This window comes from Noviherbaspirillum aerium (genome assembly GCF_008929045.1).
Taxonomy (GTDB): domain Bacteria; phylum Pseudomonadota; class Gammaproteobacteria; order Burkholderiales; family Burkholderiaceae_D; genus Noviherbaspirillum; species Noviherbaspirillum aerium.
Genome location: NZ_VFAH01000003.1, coordinates 59,164 through 72,411, shown reverse-complemented (window position 1 = coordinate 72,411; position 13,248 = coordinate 59,164). Strand labels below are relative to the sequence as shown.

The window sequence follows — 13,248 nt, the reverse complement described above, 5'->3', positions numbered from 1 at the left end:
ATGGCGGGGCAACTCAACCCACATCTACTCTTGGCTGTGCCGCTGGCACCACTGGCAGGTTCTGCAATCGCGGGCCTGTTGGGAACCAAGTTTTTCGGCAACAAGATTGGCCGTACCGCATCGCACTCGGCCACCATTCTTGGCGTCCTGATCGCATTCATCATTTCTGTCCAGACCTTGCTGGCTGTGATGGACGGCGCCACATACAACGGCACCATCTACAACTGGATGACCGTGATGGGGCTCAAGCTGGAGATCGGTTTCCTGGTCGACAGCCTGACTGCAATGATGATGTGCGTCGTGACGTCCGTGTCGCTGATGGTGCACATCTACACGATCGGCTACATGGCGGATGACGAAGGCTACAATCGCTTCTTCTCGTACATTTCCCTGTTCACCTTCTCGATGCTGATGCTCGTCATGAGCAACAACTTCCTGCAGTTGTTCTTCGGCTGGGAAGCGGTCGGTCTGGTTTCGTATCTGCTGATCGGTTTCTGGTACACCCGTCCTACTGCAATCTACGCGAACATGAAGGCCTTCCTGGTCAACCGTGTGGGCGATTTCGGTTTCATTCTCGGCATCGGCCTGCTGCTTGCGTACGCAGGTTCCATGAATTACGGCGAAGTCTTTGCCAAGAAGGATGAACTGGCCAAGCTGCTGCTTCCCGGTACCGACTGGATGCTGATCACCGTGGCATGCATCTGCCTGTTCATCGGTGCGATGGGTAAATCGGCCCAGTTTCCGCTGCACGTCTGGCTGCCTGATTCGATGGAAGGTCCGACACCGATTTCCGCGCTGATCCATGCTGCCACGATGGTGACAGCCGGTATCTTCATGGTGGCCCGCATGTCGCCGCTGTTCGAACTGTCCGACACCGCTCTGTCCTTCGTGTTGGTAATCGGCTCGATTACCGCGCTGTTCATGGGTTTCCTCGGCATCATCCAGAATGACATCAAGCGGGTGGTGGCATATTCAACGCTTTCGCAGCTGGGATACATGACGGTCGCTCTCGGCGCGTCCGCCTACTCGGTAGCGGTGTTCCATCTGATGACGCATGCTTTCTTCAAGGCGCTGCTGTTCCTTGGTGCCGGCGCCGTCATCATCGGCATGCACCACGACCAGGATATCCGCAACATGGGTGGCCTGCGCAAGTACATGCCGATCACCTGGATCACCTCGCTGCTCGGTTCGCTGGCCCTGATCGGAACGCCGTTCTTCTCCGGTTTCTATTCGAAGGACAGCATCATCGAAGCCGTGCATGAAAGCCATATCTGGGGTTCCGGTTTCGCCAACTTCGCCGTGCTGGCCGGTGTCTTCGTCACGGCTTTTTATTCCTTCCGGATGTATTTCCTCGTTTTCCACGGCGAAGAACGTTTCGGCAAGGCGCACGGCCATCATGATCATCACGGGCATGATGCGCACGACGCGCACGAAGAGCATGACAATGCGCACGACGCACATCATCACCACGGCCTTGCACCTGGCGAAAAGCCGCATGAGGCGCCGTTCGTCGTGACTTTGCCACTGATCCTGCTGGCCATTCCATCCGTCCTGATCGGCTTCATCGCCATCGGTCCGATGCTGTACGGCGACTTCTTCAAGGACGTGATCTTCGTCGGCGAGTCGCACAAGGCAATGCAGCTCCTGGGTGAAAAATTCCATGGCGCCACGGCGATGGGTCTGCATGCATTCTCGACGGCGCCGTTCTACCTGGCACTGGCCGGGGTCGCAGCCGCGTATTACTGCTACATGATCAATCCCAGGGTTCCTGCGTGGTTCTACAGCAAGTTCCATGGCATCTATACGATCCTGGAAAACAAGTACTACATGGACAAGTTCAATGAGGTAGTCTTCGGTTCCGGCGCGCGCGTATTGGGAGGCGGGCTGTGGAAAGTGGGCGACCGCACGCTGATCGACGGACTGATCGTCAATGGCAGTGCCAAGGCGGTGGGATGGTTCTCCACGGTGATTCGTCATCTGCAGTCCGGATACATCTACCATTACGCCTTCGTGATGATCATTGGCGTGCTGGGCTTCCTGATCTATTTCATGCCGTTCCCGTCGTTTGCCAAATAAGTTGGCGATGTAAAGCAAATAAAAACCATGATGCAGTCAACTTTTCCTCTCTTGAGCCTTGCGATCTGGTGTCCGATCGCATTCGGCGTGTTTGTCCTCGCATTCGGCAGGGACAGCAATCCTGGCCTGGTGCGCGGAGTATCGCTGATCGGTTCGATCATCAGCTTCCTCGTCACCTTGCCGCTGATTAACCAGTTCGACAAGGCGGCGCACGGCATGCAGTTTGTCGAGAGGGCGTCCTGGATCGAGCGATTCAACGTGCAGTATCTGCTTGGCGTTGATGGCATCTCGGTCTGGTTTGTCCTGCTGACGGCCTTCATCACGGTGATCGTCGTCATCGCCGGCTGGGAAGTGATCGAAAAGCGCGTCGCGCAATACATGGGCGCCTTCCTGATCCTCTCGGGACTGATGATCGGCGTGTTCTGCGCGCTGGATGGTCTGCTGTTCTATGTCTTCTTCGAAGCGACCCTGATCCCGATGTTCATCATCATCGGTGTCTGGGGCGGCGCCAACCGCGTCTATGCGGCAGTCAAGTTCTTCCTCTACACCTTGCTCGGCTCGCTGCTGACGCTGGTGGCGCTCCTGTACCTGTACTTCAAGTCGGGCGGCAGTTTCGAAATCCTGACCTGGCACAAGCTTCCGCTACCGCTCAATGTCCAGATACTGATCTTCTTCGCTTTCCTGATGGCCTTCGCGGTCAAGGTGCCGATGTGGCCGGTGCATACCTGGCTGCCAGACGCCCACGTGGAAGCGCCGACCGGCGGTTCGGTGGTGCTGGCCGCGATCATGCTGAAACTGGGCGCCTACGGTTTCCTGCGGTTCTCCTTGCCGATCGCTCCTGACGCCAGCCATGCGCTGTCCGGGTTCATCATCACGCTGTCGCTGATTGCGGTGATCTACATCGGCCTGGTTGCCCTGGTGCAGGCCGACATGAAGAAGCTCGTCGCCTATTCGTCGATTGCGCACATGGGCTTCGTAACGCTCGGTTTCTTCATGTTCAACGACATGGCGGTGCAGGGCGGTATCGTGCAGATGATTTCCCACGGCTTCGTGTCGGGCGCCATGTTCCTTTGCATCGGCGTGCTGTACGACCGCATGCATTCCCGCCAGATCGCCGACTACGGCGGCGTGATCAACACCATGCCCCGCTTCGCCGCATTCTTCGTGCTGTTTTCGCTGGCGAACTGCGGACTGCCTGCGACCTCCGGTTTCGTCGGCGAATTCATGGTGATCCTGGGCGCGGTCAAGTTCAATTTCTGGATCGGCATGCTTGCCGCGACGGCGCTGATCTTCGGCGCGGCGTACTCCCTGTGGCTGGTCAAGCGCGTGGTGTTCGGCGACATCGGCAACAAGCATGTGGCCGAGCTGACCGATCTCAATGGCCGCGAGTTCTTCATGCTGGGCGTACTGGCAATTGCCGTGATCGCAATGGGCGTCTACCCGGCACCGTTTACCGATGTCATGCAGATTTCAGTCGATGACCTGCTCAAGCATGTCGCAGTCTCCAAGTTGCAATAACCGGCATCCGGCTGAATGCATGAATGAACGCACAATAGCGACGACAAGATGAACAATGTAAATTTCGTACCGGTTTATCCGGAAATTTTCCTGCTGATAGCGACATCGGCAATCCTTCTGATTGATATGTTCCTGAAGGATGGCAAGCGTAATATCACCTATGCGCTTACCCTCATCGCCTTGGTGGTCTGTATCGGCCTGAATGCCGTCGATTACGCACGCCCCACGGCATACACCTTCAACAACATGTTCGTGTCGGATGCGATGTCGAACCTGCTGAAGATCTGTTCATATATCGCCATGGGCGTGACGCTGATCTATTCCCGTCAATACGCCACCGAGCGCGGCATGCTTGGCAATGGACTTGGCGGTGAATTTTATGTCCTGGCGCTGTTTGCGCTGCTTGGACAGATGGTCATGATCTCCGGGAACAATTTCCTGATCATTTACCTCGGCGTCGAACTCATGTCGCTGTCAACCTATGCGCTGGTCGCTCTTCGCCGCGGCAATGCCGTGTCGACCGAAGCGGCGATGAAATACTTCATCCTCGGCGCATTGTCCTCTGGCTTCCTTCTGTACGGCATGTCCATGCTTTATGGCGCCACCGGCTCGCTCGACCTGACCGAAGTTGCAAAGGCAACCGCATCTGGCAGCGTCAACAAGACGGTGCTCGTGTTCGGCCTGGTCTTCGTGGTGTCCGGTCTGGCGTTCAAGCTGGGTGTGGTGCCTTTCCACATGTGGGTGCCCGACGTCTACCAGGGTGCGCCGACGGCTGTCACGCTCCTGCTTGGCGGCGCTCCCAAGCTGGCTGGCTTCGCGATCTGTATCCGCCTGCTGGTGGAAGGCCTGTTCCCGCTGGCGATCGACTGGCAGCAGATGCTGACGGTTCTTGCGGTGCTCTCCATGGCAGTGGGCAACATCACGGCCATCGTGCAGACCAACCTCAAGCGCATGCTGGCTTATTCGACCATCGGTCAGATGGGTTTCATGCTGCTTGGCATGCTCGCCGGCGTGGTGAATGGCAATATCGCCTCGGCGGCCAATGCCTACAGCTCGGCCATGTTCTATTCCGTTGCCTATGTGCTGACGACGCTCGGTACCTTCGGGCTGATCATGCTGCTGGCGCGCGCCGGTTTCGAGGCGGAGAGCATTGACGACTTCAAAGGCCTTAACCAGCGCAGCCCGCTGTTCGCCCTTGTCATGCTGATCCTCATGTTCTCCCTTACCGGCATTCCTCCTACCGTTGGCTTCTATGCCAAGCTGGCGGTCCTGCAGGCAGTGCTGAGCACGGGTCAGGTCTGGCTGGCGGTGGTGTCGGTGCTTCTGTCCCTGATCGGCGCCTTCTACTATCTGCGCGTGGTAAAGGTCATGTACTTTGACGAGCCGGTGGATAACAGCAAGATCGTGGTGCCCGGCGATATGCGCATGACGCTGACAATCAATGGCCTGGCGGTGCTTGTCCTCGGCATCCTTCCCGGCCCGCTGATGGCGCTGTGCGCAACGGCGATGGTCAGAACCCTGTCTTCCTGAAACGATATAGCGCAGTGGATGTTTCGCTTTCAAGCTGGTTCGTGATCCTGTTGGCGGCAGCCGCCGCCAACCTCCCGTTTCTCAACGAACGCTTTCTCGGCATCGTGTCTTTCAAGCGTCCAGCCAAGTCTCTCTGGCTTCGCCTGCTGGAACTCATCATCCTCTACTTCATCGTCGGAGCTATTGCCTACTTCATTGAATCACGCATAGGCAATGCGTTTCCGCAGCGTTGGGAGTTCTACGCCATTACCGGCTGTCTTTTCCTCGTTCTCTCGTTTCCGGGCTTCGTCTTCCGCTATCTGCGCAAGCAGCATGCTTGATTTGCTCTAATGCCGGACATTGCCCGGAGATTACAATGATGGTTTTCCATCGTTGATAGGGCAGGCACGTGAATCCGGATTTGAAAGAAACGCAGGTCGATACCGAAGTCGCCTATGACGGACATTTTTTAAAGGTCCAGCGCGATACCATTCGCCTGCCTGACGGCAAGCAGACCAAGCGCGAGTACATCAAGCATCCCGGCGCAGTGGTGATTCTTCCGTTGCTGGATGACGGAACTGTTCTGCTCGAACGGCAGTTCCGCTATCCCTTGCATGATGTCTTCATTGAATTTCCCGCCGGCAAAATCGATCCGAATGAGGATCCGCTGGATTGCGCGAAGCGGGAATTGAAGGAAGAGACGGGGTACACCGCAACCGACTGGCACTTCCTCTGCACCATCCACAATGCGATTGCCTATTCCGATGAACATCTCGATATCTTCCTGGCACGCGGTTTGACGGCCGGAGAGAGTGAACTCGATGAAGGCGAGTTCCTGGAAACTTTTACTGCGACCGTTCCCGAGATGCTGGAATGGGTGAGGTCCGGGAAGATTACGGACGTGAAGACCGTGATCGGCAGCTTCTGGCTGGAAAGAATCATTAGCGGCCAATGGAAGCCTTGACTGGGCTTGATGCCGAAGGATGAGAAAAGAGCCGCATGTGCGGCTCTTTTTATTGCGTTACATATTCGGATAATTTGGTCCGCCGCCGCCTTCCGGCGTGACCCAGACGATGTTCTGCGTCGGATCCTTGATGTCGCAGGTCTTGCAGTGCACGCAATTCTGCGCATTGATCTGCAGCCGGTCCTCGCCGGCGTCGTTCTGCACATACTCGTACACGCCAGCCGGGCAGTAGCGCTGTTCCGGCCCCGCATACTTCGCCAGGTTGACGTTGACCGGCACGCTCGCATCCTTGAGCGTCAGGTGCACCGGCTGTTCTTCCGCATGATTGGTGTTGGAGATGAACACCGAGCTGAGCTTGTCGAAGGTCAGTTTGCCATCGGGCTTCGGATAGACGATCGGCTTGAAGTCCGAAGCCGGGCGCAGGCATTCATGGTCGGCATGCTTGTGGCGCAGCGTCCAGGGCGCCTTGCCGCGGAACAGGACCTGGTCGATGCCCACCATCAGCGTGCCCTTGTACAGGCCCTGCGTCATGAACGGCTTGAAGTTGCGGCCCTTGTACAGTTCTTCATGCAGCCATGATGCCTTGAACGCTTCCGGAAATGCGGTCAGCTCATCCTGGGCACGACCGGCGCCGAGCGCGGCAAAGGCCGCTTCCGCCGCCATCATGCCGGTCTTCATCGCCGCATGGCTGCCCTTGATGCGCGACGCATTCAGGAAGCCAGCATCGCAGCCGATCAGCACGCCGCCCGGGAAGGTCAGCTTCGGCAGGGACTGCAGGCCGCCGGCCACCAGCGCCCGCGCACCGTACGAGATGCGCTTGCCGCCTTCGAAGTACTTGCGGATTTCCGGATGCGTCTTGTAGCGCTGGAATTCCTCATAGGGCGAGAGGTAGGGATTCTGGTATGCCAGCCCGATCACGTAACCCACCGCCACCTGGTTGTTTTCCAGGTGATAGAGGAAGGAACCACCATAGGTATCGGCATCGAGCGGCCAGCCGGCGGTGTGAATCACCAGGCCGGGCTTGTGCATCTTCGGATCGATTTCCCACAGTTCCTTGATGCCGATGGCATAGGTCTGGGGATCGGCATCCTTGTTGAGATGGTACTTGGACATGAGCTGCTTGCCCAGGTGGCCGCGCGCGCCCTCGGCGAAGAAGGTGTACTTCGCATGCAGTTCCATGCCGAGCTGGAAGGCGTCGGTCGGATTGCCTTCGCGGTCCACGCCCATGTTGCCTGTGGCCACGCCTTTGACCGAACCGTCGTCGTTGTACAGGACTTCGGCGGCCGGGAAGCCGGGGAATATTTCCACGCCAAGCGATTCGGCCTGCTGGCCTAGCCAGCGCACCACGTTTGCCAGCGACACCACGTAGTTGCCGTGGTTCTGGAAGCAGGCGGGCAGCGCCCAGCCGGGGGTCTTGGTGGCTTTCTTCTCGGTCAGGAACAGGAACTGGTCTTCGGTGACCGGCGTATTGAGCGGGGCGCCGAGTTCCTTCCAGTTGGGAAAGAGCTCGTTCATGGCGATCGGGTCCATGACGGCGCCGGAGAGGATATGGGCGCCGACTTCGCTGCCTTTTTCCAGCACGCAGACGGAGACCTCGCTGCCCTGTTCGGCGGCAAGCTGCTTCAAGCGGATCGCGGCTGACAGGCCGGCCGGGCCGCCGCCGACGATCACGACGTCATATTTCATCGCTTCGCGCGGGCCGTATTGTTCTATCAGGTTTTGGGTCTGCGTCATGGTCTCACCAAGGTAGTTTAGAATTATCGAACGAACGTGCTAATTGTCGTGGATTTCGCGATTGAACGCTAGACGCTCCGCTCTAATTGCCGCTCTTTCATGTAATGATAACGTCTAGCCATCTATCAAGACCGAGTCCGGAATCAATAAAAGGAGAAACTTGTGGGGATTGAAGTCAACTTTGAAGGCAAGATCGCTCTGGTTACCGGCGCTTCCAGCGGTTTGGGAGCGCGTTTCGCCAAGGTGCTGGCACAGGCAGGCGCGCAGGTGGTTCTCGCTTCGCGCCGGGTGGAGCGGCTCAAGGAGCTGCGCGCCGAAATCGAGGCTGGCGGCGGTGCGGCCCATGTCGTCGCTCTGGACGTCACCGACTATGGCAGCATCAAGTCCGCCATTGCCCATGCCGAAACCGAAGCCGGCCCGATCGATATCCTGGTCAACAATTCCGGCGTATCGACCACTCAACGCCTGGTCGACGTCACCCCGGAAGACTATGCCTTTGTCATGGACACCAACCAGCGCGGCGCGTTCTTCGTTGCCCAGGAGGCTGCCAAGCGCATGATCGCCCGCGCCAAGGGTGATCCGAAGAAACAGCATCGCATCATCAATATTGCTTCGGTGGCCGGCTTGCGCGTGCTGCCTCAGATCGGTATCTACTGCATGAGCAAGGCGGCGGTCGTGCATATGACCAAATCCATGGCGGTCGAGTGGGGGCGTTTCGGCATCAACGTCAATGCCATCTGTCCGGGATACATCAGCACCGAGATCAACGAAGACTATTTCGCCACCGAAAACGGCCAGAACCTGATCAACATGCTGCCGCGCAAGCGTCTCGGCCAGCCGGAGGATCTGGATGGCCTGCTGCTGCTGCTCGCGGGCGAAGAGTCGCGCTTCATGAATGGCGCGATCGTCACCGCCGACGACGGCATGGCGGCGTACTGATCCGGCACCCCGCAGGCATCCCCAACCACCGATTACTGATTGAATCGATTGAATCCGATGACAAGAAAGAAGCTCGTCCATACGCTGCGCATGCCCATCCGCTGGGGCGACATGGATGCGATGGGACATGTCAACAACACGGTATATTTCCGCTACCTGGAGCAGGCCCGCATCTCCTGGTTCGTGGAAGCCGGTTGCCAGCCAGACCCGAGCGGGGAAGGGCCGGTCATTGTCAATGCCCGATGCACCTTCATCAAGCAGCTGAAGTATCCGGGCGACATCGAAATCCGTACCTATGTCGGCGAGCCGGGACGTTCCAGCTTTGAAAGCTATCAGGAAATCCGCCGCGTCGACGAGCCCGATGTGATCGCCGCGGAAGGCGGGGCGAAGATCGTGTGGGTCGATTTCCCCAAGGAGAAATCGACGCCGCTTCCCGAACGCATCCGGGCTCTGCTCGCGACACCGGAATAAGACAGGGCCGGGCAGGGTCGCTCAACCGGTGACGCCGACGAGGCGATGCACCAGCTCGCTGGAGGTCGACGCTGAGAACTTGCGCATCAGCTTGGCACGGTGCATCTCCACGGTGCGCGGACTGAGTCCGACCTGGCGTGCGATCAGCTTGCTGGTCTTGCCCTCGACCAGAAGGGCGGCGATTTCCCGTTCGCGCGGCGTGAGTTCCGCCGTGACGGGCCGTTTTGCGCTCAAGTCTTCAAAAGTCCAGATGCCGGCCGCATGCGGGTCGTCATGGATCAATGAACGGCCGCTCACATGGCACCAGAATAGCTCCTGGTTCGCCCGTTTCATGATGCGCTCGTCCGAATAATGGCCCTTGGCGCTCATGATCGGCACGATGCGGGCACCGGTGCGCTCGAATTCATCCAGGGTGGGATATAGCACCAGGAAGGATTTTCCTACCAGCTGGTCAGGCTGATAGCCGAACATGCGGGCCAGCGCCTCGTTGCAGGACTGGATGACCCTATGGTGGGAAACGCACATGCCGACCGGGGCATGCCGGAAGATTGTCTCGTAATCTATAGTTGGAAATGCGCTCATTCTTCCTCGGGGCGCTTGCTTAAGGCGGAAAATTCGTATTTTTACGGTATTGCATGGCCAAGTCCACCATCTTATGCTGGCGGACACATTAGAACAGCCTACGGGCACTTTATACAAGAAGAGGGTCGGTATGAATAAAGTTTATCCGGATGCCGCCAGCGCGCTGGCCGGCATCGTCAAGGACGGGCAGACTATCGCCGTGGGCGGCTTCGGCCTGTGCGGCATTCCCGAAGCGCTGATCGCCGCGTTGCGCGACTCCGGCGTGCAAAACCTGACGGCGATTTCCAACAATGCCGGCGTCGACGGTTTCGGCCTGGGCCAGCTGCTGACAACGCGCCAGATCAAAAAAATGATCGCATCCTATGTCGGCGAGAACAAGGAGTTCGAGCGGCAGTACCTGGCGGGCGAACTTGAACTGGAGTTCACTCCGCAGGGCACGCTGGCTGAAAAGCTGCGCGCCGGCGGCTCCGGCATCCCGGCCTTCTTCACCAAGACCGGTGTCGGCACGATCGTCGCCGACGGCAAGGAAGTGCGTGAATTCGACGGTGAGAAATACGTGATGGAGCGCTCGCTGGTGGCCGACGTGTCGCTGGTGAAGGCCTACATGGCCGACAAGGTGGGCAACCTGGTCTTCCGCAAGACCGCGCGCAATTTCAATCCGAATGTCGCCATGGCTGGCAAGATCACCGTCGTGGAAGTCGAGAAGCTGGTGGAGACTGGCGAGCTCGATCCCGACCAGATCCATACTCCAGGCATTTTCGTGCACCGCATCGTCGTCAATGCAACGCCCGAAAAACGTATCGAACAACGCACAGTGCGTGCAAAGTAATCTGGAGAACGAACATGGCATGGACTCGTGATGAAATGGCTGCACGCGCAGCGAAGGAACTGCAGGACGGTTTCTATGTGAACCTGGGCATCGGCTTGCCGACGCTGGTGGCGAACTATGTTCCGAACGATATGGAAGTGTGGCTGCAGTCGGAGAACGGCCTGCTCGGCATCGGCCCGTTCCCGACGGATGATGCGGTCGATCCCGATCTGATCAACGCGGGCAAGCAGACGGTGACATCGCTGCGCGGTTCCTCCTTCTTCAGTTCCGCCGACTCGTTCGCCATGATCCGGGGCGGGAAGATCAATATCGCCATCCTGGGAGCAATGCAGGTGAGCGAACAGGGCGACCTGGCCAACTGGATGATCCCGGGCAAAATGGTCAAGGGCATGGGCGGCGCGATGGACCTGGTTGCAGGTGTGGGCCGCGTGGTCGTCCTGATGGAGCATGTGGCGAAAGCCAAGGATGGCACGACATCGCACAAGATCCTGAAGAAGTGCGATCTGCCCCTGACCGGCGTGGGCGTCGTCGATCGCATCATCACCGACCTCGGCGTGCTGGATGTGACGGACAAGGGGCTGAAGGTGGTCGAACTGGCGCCGGGCGTGAGCAAGGAAGAACTGGTCGAGAAGACCGGTGCGGCAGTGGACCTCAGCGCGATTTCCTGATTCTCTCCTGCGCTCTTCTGCGTATTTCCCCGATAAAAAACGGTGCCGGCTAAATGCGGGCACCGTTTTTTTATTGATGGGTCCGATGCAAGTCCTGTGGTAGAGACCTGCCATGCCGCCGGCGATCGTGCGGCATGGCCTGAGTCGGAATATGAGTCGGGATATTACTGGGCCACCCAGCCTCCATCCATGTTCCAGGCCACGCCGCGTACCTGCGACGCTGCATCGCTGGAGAGGAATACCGCGAGGTCACCCAGCTGTTCGGGAGTGACGAAATCTCCCGAGGGCTGTTTTTCCGAGAGCAGCGACGTTTTTGCTTCGTCGTTCGACAGGCCTTGCTGCGCGGCGCGTGCATCCACCTGCTTCTGCACCAGCGGTGTCAGTACCCAGCCGGGACAGATTGCATTGCATGTCACGCCGCCTTGCGCGTTTTCCAAAGCCGTTACCTTGGTGAGGCCGACGATGCCATGCTTGGCGGCGACGTAAGCCGATTTCTGCGCTGAGCCGACCAGACCGTGAACCGATGCGATGTTGAGAATGCGTCCCCAGTTCTTCGCTTTCATCGAGGGCAGGGCGAGCCGGGTAGTGTGAAAGGCGGAACTCAGGTTGATCGCAATGATGGCGTCCCATTTCTCCACCGGAAAATCTTCGATGTTCGCAACATGCTGGATGCCGGCATTGTTGACCAGGATATCCACGCCGCCGAACTTCTCTGCGGCAAACTTCATCATGGCTTCAATCTCGGTGGGCTTGGACATGTCAGCCCCGTGATAGGCAGTCTGGACGCCGAACTCGTTTTTTACCGCGGTTTGCAGCGCTTCAATTTCACTCGCGTCGCCAAAGCCGTTGAAGACGATGTTCGCTCCCTGGCCGGCAAACTTCCTGGCGATACCCAATCCGATTCCTGACGTCGACCCGGTAACAAGCGCCGTTTTTCCCTGATGCATAGTGCCCTGCATGATTTCTCCTGCGAATGAAATTTTGTACCTGAGCCGAACTTAAATAGAATTTTAAGCGGAACGCCCATTAAAATGTGAGAATGGCAAGCAGATTCGCTGATTCGACACAAATATGAGCCAAGTCCAGATTAAAGCGGTGCAATGCCTGTCACCATCCGGTCTGCACCAGATGGCCTACAAGGAGTGGGGTGATCCCGCAAACCCCAGGGTACTGGTCTGTGTCCATGGCGTGACGCGGGTGTCCGATGATTTTGACCGCCTTGCCATGACTCTTTGCGACGAGTACCGGGTCGTATGCCCGGATGTGGTGGGTCGCGGCCGTTCGGGGCGTTTGAAGAACCCGCAGCATTACCAGGTGCCGCAGTATGTCGCCGACATGGTGACGCTGCTGGCGCGCCTGAATGCCGATACCGTGCACTGGGTCGGCACCTCGATGGGCGGCCTGATCGGAATGAGCCTGGCTTCGCTCAAGGACAGTCCGATCAACAGGCTGGTGCTCAATGATGTCGGGCCGACGCTCAATCCCGAGGCAATCGCCAGGATAGGGCAGTACATCGGTCAGGACATGCGCTTTGCGAGCTTCGAGGAGGGCGCACGTTACATACGCGAGATTTCGCAGCCGTTCGGCCCGCATGACGAGGGTGAGTGGCACAAGCTTGCGGCGGATGTGCTGCGCCGGAATGAGGATGGGCAATGGGTCCGCCATTACGATCTTGGAGTGGCGGAGCCATTCAAGGCGGCGACGCCGGAATCGGCAAAGCAGGGCGAGGCTCTGCTTTGGATGGCCTATGACGCGATCGCATGCCCGACGCTTCTGCTGCGCGGCGAGCAGTCCGACCTCGTTTCGCACGAGACGGCGCTTGCCATGGCGGCGCGTGGACCAGGAGCGAAGCTGGTTGAACTACCGGGGGTAGGGCACGCTCCGACCCTCATGCAGGAACAGCAGATCCGGATCGTCCGGGATTTCCTGCTGGGTTAAAACGTTTCTTGAAATGAGCA

The 13,248-nt window shown here is 58.4% G+C and carries 13 protein-coding genes; 10 read left to right on the top strand and 3 right to left on the bottom strand.

What is annotated here, in order from left to right:
- From nuoL to FH061_RS06145, 5 genes are all read left to right on the top strand, one after another.
- Positions 1-2,076: an NADH-quinone oxidoreductase subunit L gene (gene nuoL, locus FH061_RS06165; RefSeq protein WP_151634091.1), complete on the top strand. Its 2,076-nt coding sequence runs from the start codon at positions 1-3 to the stop codon at positions 2,074-2,076.
- 27 nt (positions 2,077-2,103) lie between these two features.
- On the top strand, positions 2,104-3,594 hold the full coding sequence (locus FH061_RS06160) for an NADH-quinone oxidoreductase subunit M (protein WP_151634088.1): 1,491 nt from the start codon (positions 2,104-2,106) through the stop codon (positions 3,592-3,594).
- 48 nt (positions 3,595-3,642) lie between these two features.
- Complete coding sequence (gene nuoN / locus FH061_RS06155; protein WP_151634086.1) at positions 3,643-5,124, top strand: NADH-quinone oxidoreductase subunit NuoN; 1,482 nt, start codon at positions 3,643-3,645, stop codon at positions 5,122-5,124.
- 14 nt (positions 5,125-5,138) lie between these two features.
- Positions 5,139-5,444, top strand: coding sequence for a DUF2818 family protein (locus FH061_RS06150; protein ID WP_151634084.1), 306 nt, complete (start codon positions 5,139-5,141; stop codon positions 5,442-5,444).
- A 68-nt stretch (positions 5,445-5,512) separates the two neighbouring features.
- Complete coding sequence (locus tag FH061_RS06145; RefSeq protein WP_151634082.1) at positions 5,513-6,067, top strand: NUDIX domain-containing protein; 555 nt, start codon at positions 5,513-5,515, stop codon at positions 6,065-6,067.
- A 57-nt stretch (positions 6,068-6,124) separates the two neighbouring features.
- On the opposite strand, the gene FH061_RS06140 is transcribed toward FH061_RS06145, so the two are convergent.
- Positions 6,125-7,801 (bottom strand): electron transfer flavoprotein-ubiquinone oxidoreductase, encoded by a 1,677-nt coding sequence (locus tag FH061_RS06140; RefSeq protein WP_151634080.1) that lies wholly within the window; start codon positions 7,799-7,801, stop codon positions 6,125-6,127.
- 162 nt (positions 7,802-7,963) lie between these two features.
- Between FH061_RS06140 and FH061_RS06135 the strand changes: the two genes are divergently transcribed.
- Together FH061_RS06135 and FH061_RS06130 are read left to right on the top strand one after the other, a co-directional pair.
- Entirely contained in the window at positions 7,964-8,740 is a 777-nt protein-coding gene (locus FH061_RS06135; RefSeq protein WP_151634078.1) for an SDR family oxidoreductase, read from the top strand.
- Between the two features lie 57 nt (positions 8,741-8,797).
- Entirely contained in the window at positions 8,798-9,211 is a 414-nt protein-coding gene (locus FH061_RS06130; protein WP_151634076.1) for an acyl-CoA thioesterase, read from the top strand.
- A gap of 21 nt (positions 9,212-9,232) precedes the next feature.
- Here FH061_RS06130 and FH061_RS06125 read toward each other — a convergent pair whose 3' ends face one another.
- A complete protein-coding gene (locus FH061_RS06125) occupies positions 9,233-9,793 on the bottom strand; it encodes a PAS and helix-turn-helix domain-containing protein (RefSeq protein WP_151634074.1) in 561 nt (186 codons plus the stop codon).
- A 130-nt stretch (positions 9,794-9,923) separates the two neighbouring features.
- Here FH061_RS06125 and FH061_RS06120 point away from each other — a divergent pair, with 130 nt between their 5' ends.
- Together FH061_RS06120 and FH061_RS06115 are read left to right on the top strand one after the other, a co-directional pair.
- Positions 9,924-10,622: a CoA transferase subunit A gene (locus FH061_RS06120; RefSeq protein WP_151634072.1), complete on the top strand. Its 699-nt coding sequence runs from the start codon at positions 9,924-9,926 to the stop codon at positions 10,620-10,622.
- 14 nt (positions 10,623-10,636) lie between these two features.
- Positions 10,637-11,290, top strand: coding sequence for a 3-oxoacid CoA-transferase subunit B (locus FH061_RS06115; protein WP_151634070.1), 654 nt, complete (start codon positions 10,637-10,639; stop codon positions 11,288-11,290).
- 164 nt (positions 11,291-11,454) lie between these two features.
- Here FH061_RS06115 and FH061_RS06110 read toward each other — a convergent pair whose 3' ends face one another.
- The gene (locus FH061_RS06110) at positions 11,455-12,249 is read right to left on the bottom strand and encodes a 3-hydroxybutyrate dehydrogenase (protein ID WP_151634068.1); all 795 of its coding nucleotides are present in this window, start codon (positions 12,247-12,249) and stop codon (positions 11,455-11,457) included.
- A 112-nt stretch (positions 12,250-12,361) separates the two neighbouring features.
- Between FH061_RS06110 and FH061_RS06105 the strand changes: the two genes are divergently transcribed.
- Positions 12,362-13,228: an alpha/beta fold hydrolase gene (locus tag FH061_RS06105; RefSeq protein ID WP_151634066.1), complete on the top strand. Its 867-nt coding sequence runs from the start codon at positions 12,362-12,364 to the stop codon at positions 13,226-13,228.
- Positions 13,229-13,248 lie beyond the last annotated feature (20 nt).

What these genes read in the sequence shown, in the direction of transcription:
- FH061_RS06105 (WP_151634066.1), top strand. Translation starts at nt 12,362, where the DNA reads ATGAGCCAAGTCCAGATTAAAGCGGTGCAATGCCTGTCACCATCCGGT.
- FH061_RS06110 (WP_151634068.1), bottom strand. Translation starts at nt 12,249, where the DNA reads ATGCAGGGCACTATGCATCAGGGAAAAACGGCGCTTGTTACCGGGTCG.
- FH061_RS06160 (WP_151634088.1), top strand. Translation starts at nt 2,104, where the DNA reads ATGATGCAGTCAACTTTTCCTCTCTTGAGCCTTGCGATCTGGTGTCCG.
- FH061_RS06130 (WP_151634076.1), top strand. Translation starts at nt 8,798, where the DNA reads ATGACAAGAAAGAAGCTCGTCCATACGCTGCGCATGCCCATCCGCTGG.
- FH061_RS06140 (WP_151634080.1), bottom strand. Translation starts at nt 7,801, where the DNA reads ATGACGCAGACCCAAAACCTGATAGAACAATACGGCCCGCGCGAAGCG.
- FH061_RS06115 (WP_151634070.1), top strand. Translation starts at nt 10,637, where the DNA reads ATGGCATGGACTCGTGATGAAATGGCTGCACGCGCAGCGAAGGAACTG.
- nuoL (WP_151634091.1), top strand. Translation starts at nt 1, where the DNA reads ATGGCGGGGCAACTCAACCCACATCTACTCTTGGCTGTGCCGCTGGCA.
- FH061_RS06125 (WP_151634074.1), bottom strand. Translation starts at nt 9,793, where the DNA reads ATGAGCGCATTTCCAACTATAGATTACGAGACAATCTTCCGGCATGCC.
- FH061_RS06120 (WP_151634072.1), top strand. Translation starts at nt 9,924, where the DNA reads ATGAATAAAGTTTATCCGGATGCCGCCAGCGCGCTGGCCGGCATCGTC.
- nuoN (WP_151634086.1), top strand. Translation starts at nt 3,643, where the DNA reads ATGAACAATGTAAATTTCGTACCGGTTTATCCGGAAATTTTCCTGCTG.